Consider the following 22832-nt stretch of genomic DNA (forward strand, 5'->3'; position numbering starts at 1 on the left):
CATAACAGCAGTTTGAGTTTTTAAAGAAACACAACTGGATTACGTTTTACAAATCGCGTTGCCCCTAATCGTTTTTAAAATTATTTGGAGATGATGTAGACTGTTTCACTTACCGCTTTCACTTTCAGGCGGTTAGCGAGACAAATATTTTCCAGGATTTTGCCGACCGGCAGCCTGGCGTCTACGGATACGAAGGTATTGGAGAAGATGGCCGCATCGGTCGGATAGCGGATTTCCACTTTATAATGTTCGGCGAGGTAATCGAACACTTCGCCCAGGGAAGTATTTTCGAAACTCAGGTAAGTGCTGCTGCGTACGGGTTCGGGCAGCTTCTTCACTTTAATACCGGGTTTGGTCACGTTCAGCGCCACCGGTTTCAATGGCAGTCCGTCGATATCCACCGGGATAAATCTTTTTCTGCAGACAGGTACGCGACACTTTCACCCGGCGCCGGGTACACAGGTGTGGCCATACTGGCGGTATCGCGCACACGCACTTTACCTTCGTACAGGTGCACGAACACCTGCGGCGCATGCCCGGCCAGCCGGAAACGGGTACCCAGTGCAGTTACCGCAATATCGCGGCAATACACTGTCAGCGGGCGGCTATCGTCCTTAAATACGGAACTCGGCATCGCCGGTTAATTGAATATCGCGCGCAGTAACGTTGTAGTCGCCTGCATAATGCAGTTCACTTTTTGGTTGCAGCACTACGGCCGAACCGTCGGGCAGTTGTATGCGCTGCGGACCGGCAGTTGTATTCGTATGATCGAACGCCAGCGACGGGGCAGGCTGATGATTGTTGGCGAGGAAGAAAAACGCGCCGCCACAAATACAGAGCAGCAGTATCACCCCCACGCCTTTATATAACAACTGCGCGCGCCGGGTTTTACGTACGGAGGCGTTGTACACCGGGCGGTAACTATCTCCGGGAATGTCTTTATTACGACCGGCATTACCGGAGTCGAGGTACTGTTTCCATTCATTTTCATCCAGATAATCGTCCAGGCTCACGGCTTTATCCCGGAGCTGGCGGTCGAGTGCGGCCAGGTCCTTCGCTTTTTGCGCTTCGTCTGTATGGAGGTGATGATCTTTCATGAAAATGCCGGTTACAGCATTACAAGATTAGCAAATATTATCAATATACAACTGAAAAAAGGCCGGATGAAACGCAGGGCAAGGGTCAGATGATTCTCCACTGTTTTAGGGGAAATGGATAAAATTTCTGCGATTTCACTATTGCTGCGGCAATGCAAACGACTCAGTTCGAATACCTCACGACGTTTGGGAGGCAACAGCTCCAGTAACTTAGCGAGGCGATTTTTCACGTCGTTGCAGTTCACGGTATCCATTACATGATCGGTAGCCACGGCCGGTAAAGGCATGGCAGCATAATGCTTTTCGCGCACCTGTATTTTGCGCAATTCATCTATCAGCGTGGTTTTAGCCATACGAAAAAGCTGTATGGCTATATCCATATTGGGGTCTAAGTGATGGCGGTAACGCCAAAGTTTGATAAATGTGAGTTGTACCACTTCTCTCGCTACAAAATCCGATGCAATCTTCCGGAGCAGAAAACTGTATAAGGGAAAGCGGTACTCAACGAAGATGCTTTCAAATGCCGTCTCACTATTATTTCTCAGTTCAGATACCCTGTCCATTTTAAACAACCGTTTAAAAAGTTAAAACCGCGATAAAATTATAAAAGAGGTGAGGAAATCGTTCATTCTGGTTGATATGATAACCTTAAAATAATAAATACCCGGGAATTTCCTAAATATCTGAAGAAAAGGATAGGAATTAAACGCCGTTCGGCTGGAGGAATGCACACAGCCTGGTAAATTTCCGTTCCAATTTGCGCGTAACAGTTGCTGTTTACCATCGCCTGCCGACCTCAAGCATACGCTTCCCCTGTCTAAAACTAAACGACGGCACCAAAAAAGGAAAGGGCCGCGCAAAAGCACAGCCCTTTCATCTTTACAGGAATAGCGTTACCCCTTTACTTTCCACTCCATAATACCGGAAGCATGTTCCTTCGGCAAACGTACTTCCAAACGTAGTGCAGAAGTTTCCACCGGATCAAAATCAAGGGTATTGAATTTATCTTTTTCGCTCGGGTAAGCGGTTTTAGCTTTTACTTCTTTCCATTCGCCCTGGGCGTCTTTGTACAACACTTTCCAGGAAGCCGGTACACGGCAACCGCCCCAGGGGCTGTCATCAAACCAATATACTTCCACACCGGAAACTTTGGACGACTTTTCAAAGTCATACTGCACCCACTGCGTGGTGTCTTTCATCGGCCACCAATGGTAGTATGGGATGCTGGCATCATGCGAATTAGCCGGCTCCAGCTGATCGTTCAGCGAACGAATGGCTTTATTGCGCAGCGACCCGGACACTTTGCTTTTAGAAGCGATGGTCGCAGGCTTTAAAGGCACCATGCCGCCCGGTTTATCTGCCACCCATACGGTCATATCGCCGGTACCGCGGTTCGCCCAGGCGTAGTAGGGAATAGCGGTCACCGTAGCTTCTTTGTCCACTACCTTATTTTCTGCATTGATCTCCTGTGTGAGCGCAGCGGTTTTCACTACGTTCAGACCATTGAGCAGCTGTCCGTCATATGTTACAGTAGCGGGATTGCTTTCGTTCAGTAACAGGTGACGCACTTCGATATTGTTATTGTCAGGCCATTCGAGCAGTACACGATGGGACCGCGTTGCAGCGCCGCTTTGTTCAGATCGGCTTTCACTTTATCGTCGGCTTTCACATAACGTACGTCCATCGGGAAGTCTACGCTGATCTTATCCCCTTTTTTCCAGCTTCTTTTAATGATGGCGTAGCCATTTTCGACCTTTACATCGGCTTTTTTACCGTTTACAGAGATGGTGTAGGCTTTCTTTTCAGGCGTAGCGTAGTTGTACAGGCCACCAGGCAGCGGCGCATCACTCAGCCAGGCCGGTACGCGCACCGCTACATCGAAAGTAGCCGCTTTAGCAGGATCCACATCGAACTCAATTTTACCGTTCCATGGATACGCTGTATGCTGGGCCAGTTTCACTTTATTTTTTCCCAGGTTGATATCTGCGTTGCTCTGGATATAAAGGTTCACATAAATGCGGTCCTTACCCGTAGCATACATATAGCCGGGCACAGAAGGAATGAAACGGCATACGTTACTCGGACAACAGGCACAACCAAACCATTCGCTGCGGGCGTGCTGTCCCATTGATTCCAGCGGGTTCGGATAAAAGAAGCGGTCGCCTTTTGCCGATACGCCGGAAATCATACCGTTATATAAAACCTGTTCCAACACGTCGTAATATTTAGAATCGCCATGCAGCAGGAACAAACGGTAGTTCCAGTAAATGTTACCGATAGAGGCGCAGGTTTCATTGTACGCACTCATGTTCGGAAGGGAATAATCCGGGCCAAAACCCTCGTGACCACCTTCTGCACCAATGCCGCCGGTGAGGTACAATTTATGATCTACCACATCGTGCCAGATGGTATCAATGGCGTGAATGTAGGCCTTGTCGCCGGTGAGCGCCGCCACGTCCGCCATGCCACTATACATGTAAGTAGCGCGTACAGCGTGTCCAACAGCTTTCGTTTGCTCCGTTACCGGTTGCTGCGACTGGCTATACTCGCTGCCCCCTTGCGGATGTCCAGGAAATATTTGGCAAGGTCCGGTATTTCTTATTGTTAGTGGCACGGTACAGTTTTACCAGGCCCATTTCAATGATCTGGTGACCGGGATAGTATTTCAATCCGCCTACCACGAAATCTTTGTATACCAGGTCGGCGTTTTTAGTCGCCACATCCAGCAAAGACCGTTTGCCGGTTGCCTGGAAGTGCGCTACTGCCGCTTCATACAGGTGACCGCTGTTGTACAGCTCGTGGCTCAGGTCGGGATCTTTTTCCCAGCGCTGTTTACCTACCCACGCATGCAGTCGGCCGGAATCTTTTGCGATGGTGCGGTTGGTAAAAAGGTAACCATCGGGCTCCTGTGCTTTGGTGATATAGTAGATCAGCGTATCGAGCTGTGCTTCCAGTTGCTTATCGGGATATGTTTGCAAAGAATAGCTGGCGCCTTCCAATATTTTGTAGATATCTGTGTCGTCAAACGGATATTCGGTCAAAAATTTGCCTTTCTTCAGTTTGCCCGCGATCAGGAAATTATCGACACGACCAGTCTTATAGCACTGTTCCAGCGCAATAGGAATCGTCACTTTGTAATTGCGCATAATGCGGGGCGCCCAGAAATCGTCCGTTACTTTCACGGCCGTAAAGGGCACTGGCTTAATGGGATAATCCTGCGCAAAAGCGACGGAACCCAACACCGACAACATTATTGTCAGTACGACAATTATTCTCATACTCAAAAAAATTTTCTTTTTGTTCATAGCAGATGATAAAAGTATTCGAATGTTACGGCATAGGCAAACCGTATTTTAACCATTAAAGACCAGAATTTAGTCTATTCGGTACAATTGGCAAAAAAGACGGTGGAATGGTAAAGTGTTTTACATACGCTTGACTATCTGAGTAATACGGTCGTTCCCTTTAAAAAGAACTTCTCCCCTGTTTCTTTATTGGTGTACCGCAGCATCCAGGCGTAGGTGCCTACGTCGGCCTTCCGCCCGTTGATGGTGCCGTCCCATTTGTCGGTCCAGCTCGTGGAATGAAACACCTCGTTGCCGGAGCGGTTAAAAACGCGGAAATCGAGGTCTTTTGTTTTATAACCATTCAGCGGGTATAAAAAGTCATTCTGCCCGTCGCCATTAGGCGTAAACGCGGTGGGCACATCGGTGTGGCAACTGTTCACCAGTGTCAGGAAATGCGTGGCGGTATCCGGGCAATTATAATCATTTTCGGTGATGAGCAGCACGGGCACCAGGCGCTCGCGGGCGGTCCGGTCCGTGTAAGTTTGCGGCCAGGGTTCTTTCTGGTCACTGGTTTTACCGTTACCAAATTCCCAGCGGTAGCTGATGATATTCCCCGTACTCAGGTTTTTGAACATACCGAGGTCGGCAGGACATAAAATATTGTTCACGATGCTGAATTCGGCAGACTGGTAATTGGCGAACGTGAGGGTCTGGTAGGCCGTGTCGTAACACAGGCCGTTGCTCACGGCCAGTACCACCTCTTTGGACGCGCCGTCTTTGAATTCGATCGTCGGGTTTTGAAGGGAATTATCCAACTCCCCATCTACAAACCAGCGCCAGCTGTTGGTGAAATTATTCCCGTCGTGGAAGAAGCCGGCAGCATTACCGGTGCAGGCCAGCGAGAGATTGTATGTAAAATCAGCCTTCACCGGCGGCAGGGTATTAAAGTTTTCGGAACCTCCCGGTGGTGTTTCAACATGACATTCACTGACAAGCACGTTGCCATCGGAGCCGCGTTGCAGGGTAACGGTGAACGCCGCCGCCATATCGGCCGCACGGTTAAGGTGCAATATAATTTCTTTCGTAAGACCATCGCTGCAGGCAGTTGTGGTAGCGCCGGTAATCCAAACGGCCGGGTTGCCCGTCAGCATAAAATCACTGCCATCAGCCGCCACCGATGAGCAGCGGATGTTATCCCGGAATACCACGCGCAATTGTGTGGGCGAACAGGCTATCGGGGCCAGACTATCATACGGCACATGCTGGTAATTGTCCACGAATACATTGACGCTTGTACCTACGGCAATGCCACTGCCGCAGATATCCAGGATGGTATTTCCATCCGAACCGGTTTGCACCTGCACCGTGTGGTTGCCTGGCGCCAGCGGCTGATCGAGTTGCAACACTACCGAATCCATATCGAACCCGGAACATACGGAAGTTGCGCCTGTGATCACCGCTCCGCCGCCGGGGAGTATAAAATCCGAGCCATCTGCCGCCAGGGTGGCGCAGCGCATTTTCTTATTCAGTTTTACAGTGATGGTGTAAGGGCCGCAGCGATATGCACTGCTTTTAATATTCGGTGTAAGCGTGTCCGTGATACTGGCAGATCCACCTTTAAACTCCAGCTTATAACCGGTTTGCGTGGGCGTAAAGTGACTAACGAGCAGCAGGTACTCATGCCCCTCTATCAAAGTGGGCATTTTGCTGTAAAGCGACTTGCCAGGCCCTTCACACACATTCACATTCGTGCCGGCGGCCGATGCCCCTGTTTCGCCGGACTCGCCGGACCAGTTACAGGCCACGAACATTTTATTATCGCGTTTATATACGTCGTTTACGTCTTTGCCGGTAACATCCCAGAGTTGCCAGTCATAGTCGTCGGTTAATTGATTGGGAGTGATAACGAAGCCGAGGGTCCCGGCTTTAAAGCAGGTGAATTTATACCAGTAAGGGAAACGGTCATCGAGCCGGATATCGCCGCAATTAGCGCCATATACACGGTTGCCGCCGCAAGAAGGCACGGACGCCTGCGCAAAAACCTGCGTACCACATACCGGGAAAGCGGTAGAAGGATTCTGACCAATATTGGTACAGGGATTGCCGGGCGGGTCTGGCACCTGGCCCTGCCCCATAGCAGAAAGGCCATAAAGGCAGATGAGGAGGCACAGGCAAATAAGTCTAAGCATGGGCAAAAAGAAGTTGTTTCCGGTTACTATCGCTAACTAAAGTAGCAATAATAACCGGAAAAAACCAACTACTTCAGCACCAACACTTTATTTCGGTAAACGATGCGTTTGCTGCTCTCTTCATACAATACCACGAAGTAAGTGGCGGCTGCAATATTCGTTACTTCGATAGAAGCTTCTGATCTTACACGGTATTCACGGATCACTTGCCCCCATACGTTGGTCAGGTGCAGGATCATCGGTGTACGGTAGCCCAGCACTTTGATCTTGAACTGGCCATAGTTCGGATTCGGGAAGATCTCTACCTTTTTGTTCGGCGGCACGGCGCGTATTTCCGAGAATTCGCTGTTACCGTTGCGTAACACCGCTCTTACACGGTAATAACTCCAGCCATCGAAACTATTGGGATCGAGAAAATAATAATTAATAAAAACACGGCTGTTGCCATTGACGGCGGCCGATTTCACCTGCGTTACCGGGGTGTATGCTGTTTCATGTTCCAGCATGCGCTCCAGTACAAAGTGCGACACATTGCGTTCGTACCCGGTGGTCCAGAAGGTTTCCACCAGCCCGTCGGATATACGCTGCGCCATGAAGCGGAGGAACATTACCTGTTTACCGGGTATTGTTTTGTGGGTAGACTTCATGAAATATTCATTATTCCCCACCGCTTTAATGTCGGATTGCGTGTGCATGGTAGCGCTGCTGCTTACGCCATTAGCCGAAAGATCGCCGTCGGCAACCGCCAGCTGCTGGAATGGTAATTCCTCCCACTTATTGTTGATGAAACGGTTGATAATACTGTTGTCGCGGTTAGCTGCATACTCGGGCAGCTCGATTGACTTCATGTGCTGAAACGTGAGATTTGCGCCGGTGCCGCCACCGTTCAAACGACCAATGTTCCAGGTTTTGTATACAAAAGTATCCAGCAGTGCGTTGCCGGATGTGGCAGCAACAAATACGTTATCGAACACCCGTGCGCGGAAATCGTCCGGTGCGCCGGTATGTTCTACGGCTACCGGCGAATAGCTGGTCGCATCGGTGCCGATGGGAAATACCACTTTGCCGGAGCTGTTTCCTACTTTTTCGCGCACCAGAAAACCGCCGGCGGCATTGGCGCCGGTTACAACGAATGCATTTTCCCTGTAACCGGTAATGCTGCCGGGATTCCCATCCCCCACTACCAGGTTCCAGCCGCTGAGATAAATGTTGCCGGAATTAAAATGAAGGTTGGTCCTGATTTTAGTATCATTCAAATCGCCTAACTCTATACCGCTGTCATTATCCACCATAAGGTTCGGAAAACTTGCGCCGCTGGCGGAAGCCAGGTTATATCCACCGAAAAGCAATTGCCGGCCGATAGTGGTATTTACCGGGTTATTGCCGGCAAAACGGAACACACCGCCGGCGCCCGTGCCATTTGTAAGGGTGGCGGCAGCGCCGTTGGTCCATTGGTGTCCGAAGAAGTAGAGCGTGGAGCCTGAGTTTGAGCCCAGCAGGCCATCATTGCGGGTATCTGGTAAAAACTTACCGGTAATATCCCCGTCAGGGCCACTTTACCACCAGCAGGAATGTAAATCCCCTGCTGGGCGGAAGCGCTTATCACTCCTAAAAGAGCAAATATTACTGGTAAAATTCTTTTCATAATCTGATCTAACTGTGCGTTTAAAAAACGCCATTATCAACATAAGACACTCTCGCCCACTTCGTACCAACCGACATTAATTTGATAATTACAGCGCTATTGCCGTATGAAGTTTGAAAACCCGGGGTTTCACCGCTTGCAAATGACAGGATGAGATTACCGCTTACGCCACCGGTATAGTCTTTAATGATCGTATAAATCCTACCCGGGCAGGTGCTGGCGGAAGGGACGGTGACCGTGATATTGGCGGTACCGCTGCCAGTGCGCCTTACCACCAGCGTGTTGATAGATTCGGTAAGCGTGGTGTTACTATTTACGATAGTGAGTGTTTCAGCGATCGACCCATTTACCTGCATGGTACTGTTCGGCGCGTTCGTACCTACACCTAACCGCTTATTGGTATTGTTCCAGAACAACCGGGAAGCATCCTGCATTACTTCGGAACTCGCATCGGTGGTTTTACCGCCGAAAGGAATAGCCCCCACATCAATATTGGTATTACCGTGTACCAATACCACCTTGTACCATGGGTTATCTGCATTGCTCGTCAGCGTAGCGGTATTGCCACCCCACTCCTTAACCGCCAGTGTACTCTTATCAAAATAAAGTTGGGTCGTATAACCACCACCGCGGAAAGAGAGCACGTTCCAGGAGTAAGCACCGGTGCCGGCCGGACCGTTTGTTACTGTGCCGGTTACAGGACTGGCCCATATTTTCATGCGGGAAAATGCATCCGGAGCGTCGGCCTGGCTGATATCGTTATTGGCCAGCGTGCCGTAAGTGGCGCCGCCGGAAAGGTCATCCCCTAATTCCCGGTACTGGTGGATGTATTGTATTTGTATACCTGCCCGTTTGTTGGCGTGGCAGACACGATACTTCTACCCTGGAATTTATTCGCATTCCACAATGCGTTATTGGCATCGGCCGATAATTGACCCGAAGTATTGAGCAACATGTTAGCGCCAAGCGATACTTCCTGTACATCGCCGGTACCGGTACTGTAGCGGCCAAGAAGACGCTGCGTGGAAACATCCTGCATTTTTGCGAAAGTTACAGCATCGTCGGTGATGGTGGTAGCTATCGTACCAGTGGAACTCGTTCCTGTTATTGGCCCCGTAAGACTAATCGACCCGGAAGCATCCGCGGCCGGAGCCCATAACGTACCGTTCCATTTTAATACCTGCCCGTTGGTTGGGGCTGTAGTAGCGATATCGCGGCCCTGCAACTCGTTAGCATTCCATAAAGCAGTAGTGTTGGCGGCAGACAATACACCGCCGGTCGACAGTGACATCGTCGTTCCCAGCGAAATTTCCTGCGCCGTACCAGCTGTGGTAGCATAACGACCGAGTAAACGGGAACCCGTTACATCCTGCATTTTCGCGTATGTCACTGCTTTATTGCTGATGGTGGTCGAAATGGTGCCTGTACCCGTGCCGGTAATATCATCCTGCAAAGTGATCGAACCACCAGCATCTGCCCCAGGTGCCCATGCGGAGCCATTCCATTTCAATACCTGCCCGTTTGTTGGAGCAGTATTATTCACATCGCGGCCCTGCAGTTGATTGGCATTCCACAATGCAGAAGTATTGGCAGCAGACAGCACACTGGTACCGGCATTTAGCGTAAGTCCCGCGCCGATGGAGATCGGCGCCACTACGGCATTGCCCGTCTGCGAGTTGCCCATCAGTGTTTGCCCGGGCATCTGTTGAATTTTCACATACTGCACCGCGCCATCCCGGATGTACGCTGTTACTTCGCCATTACCCGTTGCGATAATAGAGCCCGTAAGGGATGTAATACCGCTGGCCTGCGCCGGCGTCCACGAACTGGTAGTACTGTTGTATTTCAACACATCGCCATTGGCCGGGGCCGTAGTGGCAACATCTGCACCCTGTAATTTATTGGCGTTCCATAAAGCAGACATGTTATTTGCAGACAGAACACCTGAAGTATTGAGCGTTAAGTTTGAACCAAGTTGAATTTCTGGATAGCACCCGTAGCCGGGCTATAACGGCCCAGGAGCCGTTGCGTATTGATGTTCTGCATTTTTGCGAACGTCACCGCCTGGTTGGCAATGGTAGTAGTAATCGCACCAGTACCTGTAGCACTCACATCACCCGAAATAGAAGTGGCACTAAAATCACCTACCTTTTGCCAGATACCGAAACGCTTGACATACATAGCATTTTCGGCGGCATCAGTAACATACACCAACATACCGTTGGGTGCATTAAAAAGTTTTCCTCCGGATGTAATCTCGGCCTTCAGCACACGTGGAAGCAGCAGGCCCTGGTTAGGGCTGTTTAATTCAAGTACAGCGTCTTGTCTGAGAACGCTGGGGTTATCGCCCAGCTTTAATTGCTGCGCGGAAGCACGTGCGGATAAAAAACCACAAAGCCCGATAATGACACTGGAACGGGCTACCGACGATAAACGCATATAAATAGAAGTTGCAAGTTAGGGAATGGCGAAAACGCCGCGCCGCAACGCATCAAAATAAAGAAGAACAGCAGGAGCATTTGTACAACAAGTCTCCTGCTGTTCTCCATCAATTATTTCCTGATGATGAACCAGTTGGTTCCGTCAGATTGCAGGGTAATGAAAGTCCAGTCGTTGTAGATGGTTACGCTTGGACCACCATCGATCAGCGCACTGCCGGCAGGTGTAATTACTACTTCGTTGTCGATACCACCGTTACCGATCTTTTTGATCGTGTATACACGCCCGTTAACCGGAGCAGGTAAACCGATAGCGATATCTTTGGTGCTGGCGTCTACCAGTACAGTATTATCCAGGTCGTTCAGCGTGTAAGCGTCGTCAACAGTTTTGATGGCGAGCGACATAGAACCAGCTACCTGGAGGGTAGAGTTAGGAGCCGCTGAAGTACCAATGGCTAAGTTGTTGGTAAAGCTTTTGTTACCGGCGAAAGACTGCGCGCTGGTAGAAACCACACCGCGAACCTCTGCACCCGCAACGCCATTAGCGTTCGGCAGGTTGAAGTTGACCAGTTTGTTGGTCGCATCAACAGAAATATTGAAGTCGGTGCCGGTAGTAGCCGTGCCGAAAGTTACATCCGGACCGGCAGTAAAAGTACCGTTGGCGCCGATCCTGTTAACACCGTTTTCCAGGGAAGCGATGTCGACAGCACGTGATTCTACCAGGCCGCTCGCACCCTGCAGGAGGAATTTATAAGGGCCTGTAGCCGCAGTTGGATCCACCGCGTTCAGCGTTAAAGCACCGGCAATTTCAGTGGCGTTGTTCAACATCGTTGCACCGGTAACTTCTAAGCCAGCGCTGGCTGTTACTTTAGCAGCGAATGTTTTAGCACCACCAAACGTTTGTGCGTCGACAGACACACCACCCGGCCTTGTTGCATCGGCAGGGTGCAGGGTCAGTTCATTATTATCAGCACCACCAATAGAAAGACCGTTTGCGTCGGAAGCTGTAGAGAATGCGTTAACGGTCAGTTGTTTCTGAGCGTCCTGCAGTTTCTGCCAGTCAGCCAGGGTGATCAGACCACGGTTAACACCAGCACCAATTGTGGGAATGTTAAAGGTGTGTACGCCAGCTACAGAAGCGATGTTGAAATCGTTACCAGTAGAACCAGTTACCAAAGTCTGATCTGCTTCTGTTGAGCCATTCATGGTAGAAATAGCATTATTGAAAGCAGCAGCAGACATTTTGCGACGGTTCACCACGCCTGTCGTTGGGTCAATTACCAATACATCTACATAAGTTGTGTTATCCGCAAGACCGCTCATGTTTACCGCACCGGTAGCAGACAAACCTGCAGTAGTAGTGGTACCGGTAACAGTAGCATTAGTTCCTACAGACAATACATTAGTCGTAGTTGTACCGGAAACAGTGGCAGAACCCGCGGTTACTGCACCTGTGATCCCGGCAGAAGCTGCGCTGATAGCGCCGGAGATCAGGGCATTACCGTCGATGTTGGCATTGCCGGCAACGTTAAAAATTTCTGTAGGTGTGATGGAACCAATGCTTACGCGACCGGTAGCGTCGATAGCCATACGTTCTACATTGTCAGTCCTGAACAGCAAGGCGGCTGCGTTGGTGGAACCAAAGAATTCACCGGCGCCTACTACGTTACCATTGCGGCTCCAGTTGGAGTTTGACTCGTCGAGCAATGCCATTCTTACCCAGGCGCCATTTTTACGCAGGTACAATACCTGGTCCTGGTTAGTAGCATTTTCTACTACCACGATCATACCATCGGGAGCGGCATTTAACGGAGCGCTCGTAAGCATGCCCGGTTGTACACGCGGCAGTAACAGACCCTGACGGTCACTTTCCAATTCGAGTACGGAAGCTTTGTTGATAACATAAGGCCGGTCGCCTATTTTCATTTGCGCTTGCAGGTTGGAAGCGGCGAGGACAAGTCCGGACGCGAAGAGCACGCGTACGGCAGTACGTAAAGGATTATTCATAGTAATAGGATAAATAGGTATATAATATATTATCAGTTCACATTATCGTATAATCGGGAATAGCAATAGGATGATCAAAAACCAAGGGTTCAGGAAATCGGGATAGTCTCGGTGCTGCTCAGTGCTTTGCCCCTGCTTTTCAGGACCATGCTCGTTTAAGTGTCTTTTAAAAATTTCAAATCCTAGAAAACCATCGAACTCTTACATACAACAAATGTATAATATTAATTTTATTTATCAAATGTTTAAACATGTTTTTTTATCCCGATCTGGCAAATTACTTAAAAATGAGTAGGGTTAAACTGCGGCAAAATTGCGCTATTGTGTGATAATCAAGCGATGACAAATTTTAAGGAGTACAGTTAAAAATAATCGCGCACCGTCGCATTGGCATCGGGCTTTTGTAGCACTGCCGGCAGCGGCGTTGGAACGTAAAACGAAAAGCATCGTTGTATTGACTGCTTTATGCCAAAAGAAAGATAGTATCTTCTTAAACAGTCTTTTTGTATCTTTTCGATGTTATGAAAAAATATGCTTTCCTCCTCGCCCTCCTGTCCGCCACGCTCACCGGCATGGCGCAGAAAAAACCGGTATTGAACCACATTGCGCTGTCGGTGTATGATCTCGGTAAAGCCACCGCATTTTACCGCGATATCATGCACATCGACACCATCCCGGAGCCGTTTCACGATGGTAAACATACCTGGTTCCGGATCAGTGAGCAAAGTCAGCTCCACCTGATCCAGAACGCCAAGGCGATCACGCAGCACGACAAAAACAGTCATATTTGCTTTTCTGTTCCGTCCGTGGAAGGATTGATCGACCTGCTCGACAAACACCAGATTTATTATGAAAACTGGGCCGGCGAGCCTAAAACCGTCACCAAACGGGTGGATGGTGTAAAACAGATTTATTTGAAAGATCCGGATGGTTACTGGATAGAAATCAATGATGATAAATATTAGAAATACGAAATGACGAAGCAAAATAGCTTCGTCATTTTCATTTAACAGCACTTTTTACCCGCTTTTTCTACTTTTCCTATCTTAAGCAAAGAAAATCAACATATAAAATAAATCATCATGCACTTAACACCGAGGGAATCGGAAAAACTGCTTTTGTTCCTTGCAGGCGAACTGGCGGCTAAAAGGAAGGCACGTGGGCTAAAGTTAAATTACCCGGAGGCCGTGGCGTACATCAGCAGCCATTTGCAGGAGGCCGCCCGTGACGGGAAGAGCGTAGCGGAACTGATGCAATATGGCGCTACGGTACTGCACCGTGATGAGGTGATGGAAGGAGTGCCCGAAATGATCCATGAAATCCAGATAGAAGCCACTTTTCCGGACGGCACCAAACTGGTGACCGTTCACCATCCTATCCGTTAACGCAAATTACTTGCTCATGATACCAGGAGAGTATTTTTAAGGCCCGGCGACATTATCGCCAATGAGGGCAGGCCCACCGTAAAGCTGCAGGTAGTAAATACCGGCGACCGCCCCGTGCAAATCGGCTCTCATTTCCATTTTTTGAAGTGAATAAGATGATGGACTTCGACCGCGAAAAGGCCTTCGGGATGCGGCTGAATGTTCCATCCGGCAACGCAGTACGGTTTGAACCCGGCGAAACAAAAGAAGTGGAACTGGTGGCCTTCGGCGGCCATCGCAAAGCCATCGGTTTTTCGAACCTGGCTAATGGCGACACTACTACGCCTGCGGCGAAAGAGCAAGCCATGGAAAAAGTAAGCGCCCAACACTTTAAAAACACGACCACATGAGCCTGAAGATATCCAAAGCAAAATATGCCGGCATGTACGGCCCCACTGTGGGCGACCGCGTACGGCTGGCCGATACGGACCTCATCATCGAAATTGAAAAGGATTATAACGTATACGGCGACGAATGCAAATTCGGTGGCGGTAAAAGTGTACGCGATGGTATGGCGCAATCCAGTACCGCACTGCGCGCAGAAGGTGTGCTGGACTTCCTCATCACCAATGTGATCATTATTGACCATTGGGGTATTGTGAAGGCAGATATCGGCATTAAAGACGGAAAGATCGTGGGCATTGGCCAGGCGGGCAATCCCGATACAATGGACGGCGTGCATCCAAATATGATCATTGGCGCCGCCACCGAAGTACATAATGGCAGCAACCTGATTGCGACCGCCGGTGGCATCGACACGCATATTCATTTTATTTGCCCACAACAGATCGACCATGCACTGTTCAGCGGCATCACCACCATGATCGGCGGCGGCACAGGGCCTGCCGATGGTACCAGTGCCACCACCGTAACGCCGGGCAAATGGAACATCATGCGCATGCTACAGGCGGCCGAAGCATACCCGATGAACCTCGGCTTCTTCGGAAAAGGCAACTGCTCTACCGAAGGTCCGCTCGTAGAACAGATCGAAGCCGGCGCGCTGGGCCTCAAGATACATGAAGACTGGGGCAGCACCCCCGCCGTTATCGACGCTGCACTCACGGTAGCTGATAAAATGGATGTGCAGATCGCCATTCACACCGATACGCTGAACGAAGGCGGATTCTGGAAGACACGATGAACGCCATCAATGGCCGCGTGATTCACACCTTTCACACCGAAGGCGCGGGCGGTGGTCACGCACCGGACATTATACGCGCGGCACAGTATCCGAACGTATTACCTGCCTCCACGAATCCAACCCGTCCTTATACCGTAAATACCATCGACGAACACCTCGACATGCTGATGGTATGTCACCACCGGATAAACGGGTGCCCGAAGACGTAGCCTTCGCAGATTCACGAATCCGGCCGGAGACCATCGCCGCGGAAGACATCCTCCACGACATGGGCGTTTTCAGCATCATGAGCTCCGACTCGCAGGCCATGGGCCGTGTAAGTGAAGTGATCACGCGCACCTGGCAAACAGCGGATAAGATGAAGAAACAGCGTGGCGCATTACCGGAAGATGAGGGCAAAGACAATGATAACCTCCGCGTAAAACGTTACGTTGCCAAATACACGATCAACGCCGCTATAGCCCAGGGCATCGCCAAACACGTTGGTTCTATTGAACCGGGCAAACTGGCGGACATCGTTTTGTGGAAACCGATGTTCTTCGGGGTAAAACCAGAAATGATCCTCAAAGGCGGCATGATTACCGCCAGCCGCATGGGCGATCCGAATGCATCCATCCCAACGCCGCAACCAGTGATCTACCGGCATATGTTTGGTGCACACGGTAAAGCAGCATTGCATAGCAGCGTTACGTTCGTATCGCAGGCAGGCATCAACAATAATATTGCAGCGGAATATGGGTTACAGAAAACACTGTTGCCGGTGAGCGACTGCCGCAACATTGGCAAAAAGACCTGATCCATAATGATAAGACACCTGAAATATCGGTGAACCCCGAGAATTACGAGGTGAAAGTAGACGGTGTTAAAATCACCTGCGAGCCTGCTAAAGAAGTAGCACTGGCGCAAAGGTATTTCCTCTTTTAAAGAAAAGTATATGTTGATCCGTGAGAAAGTAGGCCACCTGTCGGGCATAAATACCGGCGGACGGCAAATAGACGAACTGCACATCGAATGGTTCGACGCGGCTAAACGCATACAACGCCTTCGTTCGATAAGCGGCCGCGAAATAGCGATCAAGTTTTTGCAGGAAGGCCAGCGGCTCGAACAGGGAGATATATTATATATGGACGATGACCATATCATCGCCGTACACATTTTACCCTGCGAAGCCATTGTTATCCGGCCGAAAGACATGTTGGAAATGGGCACGGTATGTTATGAGATCGGCAACAAACATCTTCCCATTTTTTTACAGGAGGAAGCGGTATTGATTCCTTATGAAGAACCGCTGTTCCGTTGGCTGCAGGCCGCAGGATTCGCTCCTGTAAAGGAAGAGCGGCAGTTGAAGAATATGTTGAAGTCGAACGTGACGCCGCACAATCACGGTGGCAGCACGTTATTTTCTAAAATCATGAACCTGGCATCCAAATGAGTGCACACTACCTGGGCAGCCTGCTGCACCTCTCCGACCCTACGTTACCCATTGGCGGTTATACGCATTCCGCCGGACTGGAAACCTACGTACAACAGGGGATCGTGCACGATGTAGTCACTGCGGAAGCATTTGTGCGCAACATGCTGCAGTATAACCTTCAATACAACGACGGAGCCTTCGTACACTTCGCCTACCAGGCAGCCGCGCAAAACGATGTGCAGCGGCTGAAGCAATTGGATGAGGAATGTACGGCCCTCAAAACGCCGAAAGAAATCCGCATCGCCAGCCAGAAACTGGGGTTAAGGTTGATGAAGATCTTCAGCCGGCAACAATCTTTTGAACTGGTAAAGCAACTAACCGCTTTGCACTACTGTATCGCATTCGGCATGTATGCCTGCCTGCTCGGCATCCCGGAGGAAGAAGCGCTGCTCTCTTTTTACTACAATGCAGCCGTAGGCATGGTGACGAATAACGTAAAGTTAGTGCCGCTTGGGCAGCTCGACGGACAAGATATTCTGTTTCGCTTACAGCCACTACTGAACGAACTGGCGACAGCCACCATGCAGGCAGACGAAACCATGACGGGGCTTTGCAATACCGGGTTCGATATCCGTTGCATGCAGCACGAGCAGTTGTATTCACGGTTATACATGTCATAATATCAAACTAACATGGAAAGAAATTATATAAAGATAGGTGTGGCCGGTCCGGTGGGTTCCGGTAAAACGGCCCTGATAGAACGGCTTTCGCGCCATATGACGGCGGATTACAGTATTGGTGTGATCACCAATGATATTTATACAAAGGAAGATGCGGAATTCCTGACGCGTAATAGCCTGCTGCCTGCCGAAAGGATCATTGGCGTGGAAACAGGTGGCTGTCCGCATACGGCGATCCGCGAAGACGCCAGCATGAACCTGGAAGCGGTGGACGAAATGGCCGAACGCTTCCCGGATGTGCAGATCATTTTTATTGAAAGCGGCGGCGACAATCTCTCCGCTACTTTTAGTCCCGACCTGGCAGACGTGACCATCTTCGTAATCGATGTAGCGGAAGGTGATAAAATCCCGCGGAAAGGCGGCCCCGGCATCACCCGCTCCGATTTATTGGTCATCAACAAGATTGACCTCGCGCCTTACGTGCATGCCGACCTCGGCGTGATGGACCGCGACGCGCGCAAAATGCGTGGTGAAAGGCCATTCCTGTTCACCAACCTGATGAGCCTCGAGGGCCTGGACCAAGTCATTACCGGATTAAAAAACATGCACTGCTGGAAGGCGCCGAAGGATGATCAACGAGCTGAAAATATCGACCGGCGTGCGGAACGGCAAAACTTACCTGAAGGAAAGTTTCTATACCCGCCCTTTTAAACTGGCGGACGTAGGACTTGATCGCCATGACCCCGCGCTGTACCTGACGCTGATGAGTTCATCGCCCGGCATCCTGGATGGTGATGTGTACGACCTGCAATTACACCTGGCAGCCGGTTCTAAACTGCAACTGCAAACACAATCGTACCAGCGTATTTTCCAGATGGAACAGGAAGCGCGGCAAAGTATGCAGGTAACGATGGATGAAGGCGCTATGCTTTCGTACATCCCACATCCGCTGGTGCCGCATAAGGATGCCGTGTTCCGGGCGCACAATAAAATATTCCTGGGCGCCAACTGCAGGCTACTCTGGGGCGAAATCGTTACCTGCGGACGAAAACTTTCAGGAGAAGTGTTTCAGTTCAGACTGCTGAAAAACCTGACGGAGATTTACCTGGATGGCGGCCTGTTCCTGAAAGACAACCAGCTGATGGCCCCCGGCCTTATTCCGCCGGACGCCATGGGACAACTGGAAGGCTTTACCCACCAGGCCACTTTTATTTATGTTGATACAACCCCGGGCGCCGATTTGTACGAAACCAACATCCGGGCACTGGTGCCGGACAATGTTGTTTTCGGCGTAACCAGGGCCGCAGGCCCCGCCGTAGTAGCGAGAATGCTGGCGCAGGGCGGCGAACAGTTATACGACTGTCTTCAACACATAGCCGCCGCTATCTGGACAGGGGAGATCATTCAACTTACACAAGATATTACACATGAACGCTGAAATCGTAGCTATCGCCATCGCAGCCATCGGTGTCAGTTGCCTGCACACCGTTACCGGCCCCGACCACTATGTACCATTTATTGCCCTCTCCAAAGCCCGGAACTGGTCTGTCAGCCGCACCGTCGGATGGACGCTCATCTGCGGGCTCGGACATGTGGGCAGCTCCATTGCATTGGGGGCAATAGGCGTGGCATTGGGCTGGCAGTTAAAAAGACTAACCGGCCTCGAAGATGTTCGTGGCGGCATCGCCGCCTGGGCGTTGCTGATCTTCGGTGCGCTATATTTCCTGTATGGCATCCGGCAGGCCTACTTAAACCGCCCCCACAAACACTTCGACGTGTACGATGACAACGCTGTATACGTATATGAGCACAAACACGGCGAATCACCTGTATATCCGCAACAGCGCACCAAAGTAACACCCGGATACTGTTCATCATTTTTGTACTGGGCCCCTGCGAGCCGATGATTCCCCTGCTTACTTCGCAGGCGGTACAGCAGTCGGCATCCGGCGTGTTGTTTATTGCAGGGGTATTCACATTGTTTACATTGATCACCATGGTAGGTATGGTATTGCTGGGGTATTACGGGTTATCGTTTTTACAGAACGGGAAAATGGAAAGATACATGCACGCCATTGGCGGGGCCAGTATCACGATATGCGGCGCGGGGATGGTGTTCTGGGAATGGTAGCCACAAATAGCGCGCCCGATCAATAATGACCGGGCGCGTTACTATTTTAAAACTCATGTACCCCAATATCCACCGCTTTCCCCACCGGCACTTTATTTCCAAAGAAATCTTTCGTTGCCTCACGTACAAGCGGTCTTCCTTTATTCGCTGCCGGCGTTGCTGGTTTCAGCTTTAATCCCTTCAACACTTCCCAACCAGGGTTACCGCCCCATACCACCGACTGAAAAAGCGGATCGCCGGCTACCGCATGCGGATCTTCCGAAGCAATGGTATGTTTTCCGTAGTAAAGATTGTTATCGTAATATATGCGGGTGGCCTTCGCCGCCTGGTAATCCATTGGCATCAACGCGTAAAAAATGTTATTAGCGAACAGTGTACTGTCCGGGTAACCATGCCAGTTATCGAACGCCACCAGCGAGCTGTCAATGCCCGCTTCGCGTTGCGGAACGATCACCACGTTATTGTAAATCTGCGTATTGCGCGCCGGACCGGGTAAATGGATCACCGGGGAAAAACCGGCGTGTTTACCGGTGGTACGCAATCCATCATTAATGCTGATGTTATAGCGTACGATCGTTCCGGTATTACCTGCACTGGTCGGCATCTTCTGGCTGCCGTCGTCGCACACAAGCAGGAAACCGCCTTCATTATCGTGGCTGTAATTATACTGGATCAGCGTATTGCGGCAGTTCCAGTCGGAGTCAAAGCCCTGACCGTCCCAGGGCGCCTTATGATCGCTTACTTCATTGTATTGTATAACGGTATTGTCGCAGCTCCAGGGCCAGATGCCAGCCGCCGCCTCACTGTCCGGCAACAACCGCGGGCAGTCACGCATAACATTATGGGTGATCAGGGCGCCATCGCAGCCAATAGGAACAATACCATCGCCGGGAACACCCTCCAACAGGTTGTTCCGGACGATCACCCGCAGGCTCGGAAACCAGTCGGTCCGGGACCAATGCCCGGCAAATGTGATCCCATTACGATGTGTATTCCGGATCGTACATTTCTCGATGATCAGTTCATCAAAGCGCGATTTTACATTACGTCCCCCGCCTGCACCATGATGCCGGCACCGGCGCCGCCGGCTTTTAAAAGACTTCCGTTCACGTCGTGTACGTCCAGTTCCGACAAAATAATATGATGCAACGTGCCGGTATCACGCGCCTGTACCAGCACGCCGTTACGGCCCGACTGCCGTTCCTGGCCGGTATTGGAGATGTCGAGGTGTCGGATTTCCCAATATTCCACATTATACAAATGCAAGGTCGCCGGCATAATGCCATTGCCCTGTATGCGCGGTTTATATCCTTCGCCATACTTGTCCACCGTAATGGGCTGCGCGGCGGTGCCGCTTCCCTGCAGTTTCAGCTTACCTTCAAATATGCGCCCGGCACGGAACAGCAGTTTATCTCCCGCACGAAACACCTGTGCATTTACCCGGGCCAGGGTTTTCCAGGCTTGTTTTTCTGATAGTCCCGTAGCCGCATCGTTTCCGTTGATCGCATCAACATAATAAGTAGCGCCCTGCGCCTGTAGCACCACGCCCAAAAAACATAAGAGCAAAAAATACTTCATCTGCAAAAGATACAAAAAAAAGCCCCCTGCCAAAACAAACTGGCAGGGGACAAATGATCTGTTTAAAAATTAATACCCGGGATTCTGTTTCAGCTTATCCATTTTCCTTGTTTCGGAATAAGGGATGGGCAACAGATAGTTCGCTTCCCTGAAACCATGGCGGCGCACGGAAGGTACCACTTCATAGGTGTACGGATTCGTTGCCATGCTTATTTTCATACGCAGGTTAAATCCATTGTTCACTGCCATCGCGATCTTCCAGCGACGAATATCGTCCCAGCGATGATCTTCAAAAGCCAGTTCAATTCTTCTTTCATTCTGAATCACTGTACGCATTTCCGCCTGTGTCATGTTGGCTTTCAGGCCATAAAGGCCGTCGGTACCCGCATCAATGCCAGCACGCAAGCGGATCGCTTTCAGCTGGTCGTACGCCTGGGCAGTCTGACCGGCTTCATTCAGCGCTTCGGCATATCCGAGCACCACTTCCGCATAACGCATCAGCGGCCAGCCCCTTTCGGTGTTAAAGCTGGAGTTCTGCGAAATGTTCTCATCACACATTTTACGGGAATAATAACCGGTGGCGTTATCGTTAAAACCATCCGGGTTGTTATCGTTGGATGTGTTCACTTTCTGTTTGGAAGCGCCGGTCGCGTTGTAATACAGCGCGTCGTTATGAATGATGGTATACTTGAAACGGGGGTCCCTGTTGGCGTACGGATTGGTCGCCACATAACCGGAACCGGCTTCATTGTACAGTTTACCATTTTTCATCGGGAAGGCCATTACCAGGTTATGTGTGGGCATACTGGTTTTGGAACCACCGCGGCTTGGCGGGTTATAGAAACCTTCGAAGTCCTTGTTCGTCGGGCGGTTAAACAGGAAAATCATTTCCGGCTTAAACTCGGGCGCCAGCACCCGTTTCAGGAAAACAAAGTAGAAACCGTAACCGGGCGCGGTGGTATTATCTGTATACAGATCATAGTAACCGGCGTCCATCACTGCTTTGGCAGCATCTGCCGCCGTTTGCCAGCGGGCTGCGCTGAACTCAGGGTAGCTGATAATTTTACGCAGTTCCGGATCGTTTGTTTCACCGCCGCCGTTAAACAGCGGGCTCGCAGCATATAACAACACACGGGCTTTCAGCGCCAGCGCTGCTCCACGTGTTACACGGCCGTAATCCTGCTCACCATATTCAGACGGCGCGGGCAATATGCCTGCTGCTGCATCCAGTTCGCTCACTACATAATTCACCGTTTCTTCGAACGTAGCGCGGCCGATGTTCGGGATCTCGTTCAGCGTAAATACGGTATCCCCTACCAGCGGTACGCCGCCGAAAGTAGCGAGCAATTCGTGGTAAAACCAGGCGCGCAGGAAACGGGCTTCGCCGGCCATACGTGCTTTTAGTGGGGCAGACAGCGGGCCGTTCGGCAGTTTTTTCAGAAAGAGATTTACCCTCCTGATATTGGCGTACGGTGTGCTCCAGAAATCGCCAGGCACGTTACTCGGGCTCACGGAACCGTTGTACAGGATCACCGCCTGGTTGGTAGGGCTCGACAGATTATACTCTGCGTCATCTGTTGAATATTCTGTTTGCGCACCGCGGCCCTTCACAAAACTGAACGGCGCATCGGAGTAAATACGGGAAAGGAAAGCGATGGTCTGCGCACTGTCCGAAAACACGGCATCTTCGGTCAAACCTACATCCACCTTGTTATCCAGGAAGTCGGATGCCTTTTGACAGGCGCCCAGACCGAGAATAGCGGCTATAGCTAAATAATGTATCTTTTTCATACTTCTGATT

At 50.6% G+C, this 22832-nt stretch carries 24 protein-coding genes and 3 pseudogenes; 11 read left to right on the top strand and 16 right to left on the bottom strand.

The genetic code is table 11. The features are described 5' to 3' along the window. Nucleotides 1-80: 80 nt before the first annotated feature. The 13 genes and pseudogenes from MKQ70_RS21880 to MKQ70_RS21935 form a co-directional block, all read right to left on the bottom strand. Nucleotides 81-401, bottom strand: a complete 321-nt coding sequence (locus MKQ70_RS21880; RefSeq protein WP_248074372.1) for a DUF4974 domain-containing protein — start codon at nucleotides 399-401, stop codon at nucleotides 81-83. Further along, complete coding sequence (locus MKQ70_RS21885) at nucleotides 377-634, bottom strand: FecR family protein (protein WP_248074374.1); 258 nt, start codon at nucleotides 632-634, stop codon at nucleotides 377-379. Before MKQ70_RS21885 ends, MKQ70_RS21880 begins: the two co-directional genes overlap by 25 nt. Continuing rightward, nucleotides 615-1097, bottom strand: coding sequence for a FecR family protein (locus tag MKQ70_RS21890; RefSeq protein WP_248074376.1), 483 nt, complete (start codon nucleotides 1095-1097; stop codon nucleotides 615-617). The genes MKQ70_RS21885 and MKQ70_RS21890 overlap by 20 nt, the downstream gene beginning before the upstream one ends. Nucleotides 1098-1108: 11 nt before the next feature. Beyond that, entirely contained in the window at nucleotides 1109-1660 is a 552-nt protein-coding gene (locus tag MKQ70_RS21895; protein WP_248074378.1) for a sigma-70 family RNA polymerase sigma factor, read from the bottom strand. A gap of 330 nt (nucleotides 1661-1990) precedes the next feature. Beyond that, complete coding sequence (locus MKQ70_RS21900) at nucleotides 1991-2473, bottom strand: discoidin domain-containing protein (RefSeq protein WP_504909776.1); 483 nt, start codon at nucleotides 2471-2473, stop codon at nucleotides 1991-1993. Between the two features lie 45 nt (nucleotides 2474-2518). After that, a pseudogene (locus MKQ70_RS39185) lies at nucleotides 2519-3711 on the bottom strand (glycoside hydrolase family 127 protein); the annotation flags it as partial. Continuing rightward, nucleotides 3638-4375, bottom strand: coding sequence for a beta-L-arabinofuranosidase domain-containing protein (locus tag MKQ70_RS39190; protein ID WP_282456657.1), 738 nt, complete (start codon nucleotides 4373-4375; stop codon nucleotides 3638-3640). The gene MKQ70_RS39190 and the pseudogene MKQ70_RS39185, both read right to left, overlap by 74 nt. A 161-nt stretch (nucleotides 4376-4536) precedes the next feature. After that, nucleotides 4537-6573 (bottom strand): T9SS type B sorting domain-containing protein, encoded by a 2037-nt coding sequence (locus tag MKQ70_RS21910; protein WP_248074381.1) that lies wholly within the window; start codon nucleotides 6571-6573, stop codon nucleotides 4537-4539. A 68-nt stretch (nucleotides 6574-6641) separates the two neighbouring features. After that, nucleotides 6642-7973, bottom strand: a complete 1332-nt coding sequence (locus MKQ70_RS41395) for a T9SS type A sorting domain-containing protein (RefSeq protein WP_248074383.1) — start codon at nucleotides 7971-7973, stop codon at nucleotides 6642-6644. A 265-nt stretch (nucleotides 7974-8238) separates the two neighbouring features. Then, a complete protein-coding gene (locus MKQ70_RS21920; protein WP_248074385.1) occupies nucleotides 8239-8937 on the bottom strand; it encodes a hypothetical protein in 699 nt (232 codons plus the stop codon). An 86-nt stretch (nucleotides 8938-9023) separates the two neighbouring features. Then, nucleotides 9024-10142 carry a hypothetical protein gene (locus MKQ70_RS21925; protein WP_248074386.1) on the bottom strand — a complete coding sequence of 373 codons (1119 nt, stop codon included), beginning with the start codon at nucleotides 10140-10142 and terminating at the stop codon, nucleotides 9024-9026. 35 nt (nucleotides 10143-10177) lie between these two features. Further along, nucleotides 10178-10657 carry a phage tail-like protein gene (locus MKQ70_RS21930; protein ID WP_248074387.1) on the bottom strand — a complete coding sequence of 160 codons (480 nt, stop codon included), beginning with the start codon at nucleotides 10655-10657 and terminating at the stop codon, nucleotides 10178-10180. 113 nt (nucleotides 10658-10770) lie between these two features. Further along, nucleotides 10771-12663, bottom strand: a complete 1893-nt coding sequence (locus tag MKQ70_RS21935) for a hypothetical protein (protein WP_248074389.1) — start codon at nucleotides 12661-12663, stop codon at nucleotides 10771-10773. Between the two features lie 521 nt (nucleotides 12664-13184). Between MKQ70_RS21935 and MKQ70_RS21940 the strand changes: the two genes are divergently transcribed. From MKQ70_RS21940 to MKQ70_RS21985, 11 genes and pseudogenes are all read left to right on the top strand, one after another. Continuing rightward, on the top strand, nucleotides 13185-13628 hold the full coding sequence (locus tag MKQ70_RS21940; protein ID WP_248074391.1) for a VOC family protein: 444 nt from the start codon (nucleotides 13185-13187) through the stop codon (nucleotides 13626-13628). A 117-nt stretch (nucleotides 13629-13745) separates the two neighbouring features. After that, the gene (ureA, locus tag MKQ70_RS21945) at nucleotides 13746-14048 is read left to right on the top strand and encodes an urease subunit gamma (RefSeq protein ID WP_248074393.1); all 303 of its coding nucleotides are present in this window, start codon (nucleotides 13746-13748) and stop codon (nucleotides 14046-14048) included. An 84-nt stretch (nucleotides 14049-14132) separates the two neighbouring features. Then, nucleotides 14133-14437 (top strand): annotated as a pseudogene (gene ureB / locus MKQ70_RS21950) (urease subunit beta). Further along, nucleotides 14434-15228: an urease subunit alpha gene (locus tag MKQ70_RS39200; RefSeq protein ID WP_282456659.1), complete on the top strand. Its 795-nt coding sequence runs from the start codon at nucleotides 14434-14436 to the stop codon at nucleotides 15226-15228. The pseudogene ureB and the gene MKQ70_RS39200 overlap by 4 nt, the downstream one beginning before the upstream one ends. Continuing rightward, nucleotides 15225-16024 (top strand): annotated as a pseudogene (locus MKQ70_RS39210) (urease subunit alpha). The gene MKQ70_RS39200 and the pseudogene MKQ70_RS39210 overlap by 4 nt, the downstream one beginning before the upstream one ends. A gap of 138 nt (nucleotides 16025-16162) precedes the next feature. Further along, nucleotides 16163-16660: an urease accessory protein UreE gene (gene ureE / locus MKQ70_RS21960; protein ID WP_248074395.1), complete on the top strand. Its 498-nt coding sequence runs from the start codon at nucleotides 16163-16165 to the stop codon at nucleotides 16658-16660. Continuing rightward, entirely contained in the window at nucleotides 16657-17322 is a 666-nt protein-coding gene (locus tag MKQ70_RS21965) for an urease accessory protein UreF (RefSeq protein ID WP_248074396.1), read from the top strand. Before ureE ends, MKQ70_RS21965 begins: the two co-directional genes overlap by 4 nt. 12 nt (nucleotides 17323-17334) lie before the next feature. Further along, a complete protein-coding gene (ureG, locus tag MKQ70_RS21970; protein ID WP_282456661.1) occupies nucleotides 17335-18033 on the top strand; it encodes an urease accessory protein UreG in 699 nt (232 codons plus the stop codon). Beyond that, a complete protein-coding gene (locus tag MKQ70_RS21975; RefSeq protein WP_248074398.1) occupies nucleotides 17951-18760 on the top strand; it encodes an urease accessory protein UreD in 810 nt (269 codons plus the stop codon). The genes ureG and MKQ70_RS21975 overlap by 83 nt, the downstream gene beginning before the upstream one ends. Continuing rightward, nucleotides 18750-19229 (top strand): hypothetical protein, encoded by a 480-nt coding sequence (locus MKQ70_RS21980; RefSeq protein WP_248074400.1) that lies wholly within the window; start codon nucleotides 18750-18752, stop codon nucleotides 19227-19229. Before MKQ70_RS21975 ends, MKQ70_RS21980 begins: the two co-directional genes overlap by 11 nt. Beyond that, entirely contained in the window at nucleotides 19226-19453 is a 228-nt protein-coding gene (locus tag MKQ70_RS21985; RefSeq protein ID WP_248074402.1) for a hypothetical protein, read from the top strand. The genes MKQ70_RS21980 and MKQ70_RS21985 overlap by 4 nt, the downstream gene beginning before the upstream one ends. Before the next feature lie 46 nt (nucleotides 19454-19499). Here MKQ70_RS21985 and MKQ70_RS21990 read toward each other — a convergent pair whose 3' ends face one another. The 3 genes from MKQ70_RS21990 to MKQ70_RS22000 all read right to left on the bottom strand — a co-directional run bounded on the left by MKQ70_RS21990 (nucleotide 19500) and on the right by MKQ70_RS22000 (nucleotide 22822). After that, the gene (locus MKQ70_RS21990) at nucleotides 19500-20474 is read right to left on the bottom strand and encodes a right-handed parallel beta-helix repeat-containing protein (protein ID WP_282457529.1); all 975 of its coding nucleotides are present in this window, start codon (nucleotides 20472-20474) and stop codon (nucleotides 19500-19502) included. 17 nt (nucleotides 20475-20491) lie between these two features. Continuing rightward, nucleotides 20492-21031: a hypothetical protein gene (locus MKQ70_RS21995; protein ID WP_248074404.1), complete on the bottom strand. Its 540-nt coding sequence runs from the start codon at nucleotides 21029-21031 to the stop codon at nucleotides 20492-20494. A gap of 69 nt (nucleotides 21032-21100) precedes the next feature. Continuing rightward, complete coding sequence (locus MKQ70_RS22000) at nucleotides 21101-22822, bottom strand: RagB/SusD family nutrient uptake outer membrane protein (RefSeq protein WP_248074406.1); 1722 nt, start codon at nucleotides 22820-22822, stop codon at nucleotides 21101-21103. Nucleotides 22823-22832 lie beyond the last annotated feature (10 nt).

The organism is Chitinophaga sedimenti, assembly GCF_023156195.1.
Taxonomy (GTDB): Bacteria; Bacteroidota; Bacteroidia; order Chitinophagales; family Chitinophagaceae; genus Chitinophaga; species Chitinophaga sedimenti.

Bases quoted from the DNA above. Each gene is read 5' to 3' on its own strand.
- MKQ70_RS21995 (WP_248074404.1), bottom strand. From the start codon at position 21,031: ATGAAGTATTTTTTGCTCTTATGTTTTTTGGGCGTGGTGCTACAGGCG.
- MKQ70_RS21900 (WP_504909776.1), bottom strand. From the start codon at position 2,473: ATGACCGTATGGGTGGCAGATAAACCGGGCGGCATGGTGCCTTTAAAG.
- MKQ70_RS21895 (WP_248074378.1), bottom strand. From the start codon at position 1,660: ATGGACAGGGTATCTGAACTGAGAAATAATAGTGAGACGGCATTTGAA.
- ureE (WP_248074395.1), top strand. From the start codon at position 16,163: ATGTTGATCCGTGAGAAAGTAGGCCACCTGTCGGGCATAAATACCGGC.
- MKQ70_RS21930 (WP_248074387.1), bottom strand. From the start codon at position 10,657: ATGCGTTTATCGTCGGTAGCCCGTTCCAGTGTCATTATCGGGCTTTGT.
- MKQ70_RS21965 (WP_248074396.1), top strand. From the start codon at position 16,657: ATGAGTGCACACTACCTGGGCAGCCTGCTGCACCTCTCCGACCCTACG.
- MKQ70_RS21980 (WP_248074400.1), top strand. From the start codon at position 18,750: ATGAACGCTGAAATCGTAGCTATCGCCATCGCAGCCATCGGTGTCAGT.
- MKQ70_RS21925 (WP_248074386.1), bottom strand. From the start codon at position 10,142: ATGTCTGCTTTATGGAACGCCAATAAATTACAGGGTGCAGATGTTGCC.
- MKQ70_RS21890 (WP_248074376.1), bottom strand. From the start codon at position 1,097: ATGAAAGATCATCACCTCCATACAGACGAAGCGCAAAAAGCGAAGGAC.
- MKQ70_RS22000 (WP_248074406.1), bottom strand. From the start codon at position 22,822: ATGAAAAAGATACATTATTTAGCTATAGCCGCTATTCTCGGTCTGGGC.
- MKQ70_RS21920 (WP_248074385.1), bottom strand. From the start codon at position 8,937: ATGAAAATATGGGCCAGTCCTGTAACCGGCACAGTAACAAACGGTCCG.
- MKQ70_RS21975 (WP_248074398.1), top strand. From the start codon at position 17,951: ATGATCAACGAGCTGAAAATATCGACCGGCGTGCGGAACGGCAAAACT.
- ureG (WP_282456661.1), top strand. From the start codon at position 17,335: ATGGAAAGAAATTATATAAAGATAGGTGTGGCCGGTCCGGTGGGTTCC.
- MKQ70_RS21910 (WP_248074381.1), bottom strand. From the start codon at position 6,573: ATGCTTAGACTTATTTGCCTGTGCCTCCTCATCTGCCTTTATGGCCTT.
- ureA (WP_248074393.1), top strand. From the start codon at position 13,746: ATGCACTTAACACCGAGGGAATCGGAAAAACTGCTTTTGTTCCTTGCA.
- MKQ70_RS21935 (WP_248074389.1), bottom strand. From the start codon at position 12,663: ATGAATAATCCTTTACGTACTGCCGTACGCGTGCTCTTCGCGTCCGGA.
- MKQ70_RS21985 (WP_248074402.1), top strand. From the start codon at position 19,226: ATGATTCCCCTGCTTACTTCGCAGGCGGTACAGCAGTCGGCATCCGGC.
- MKQ70_RS39200 (WP_282456659.1), top strand. From the start codon at position 14,434: ATGAGCCTGAAGATATCCAAAGCAAAATATGCCGGCATGTACGGCCCC.
- MKQ70_RS21940 (WP_248074391.1), top strand. From the start codon at position 13,185: ATGAAAAAATATGCTTTCCTCCTCGCCCTCCTGTCCGCCACGCTCACC.
- MKQ70_RS39190 (WP_282456657.1), bottom strand. From the start codon at position 4,375: ATGAGAATAATTGTCGTACTGACAATAATGTTGTCGGTGTTGGGTTCC.
- MKQ70_RS21885 (WP_248074374.1), bottom strand. From the start codon at position 634: ATGCCGAGTTCCGTATTTAAGGACGATAGCCGCCCGCTGACAGTGTAT.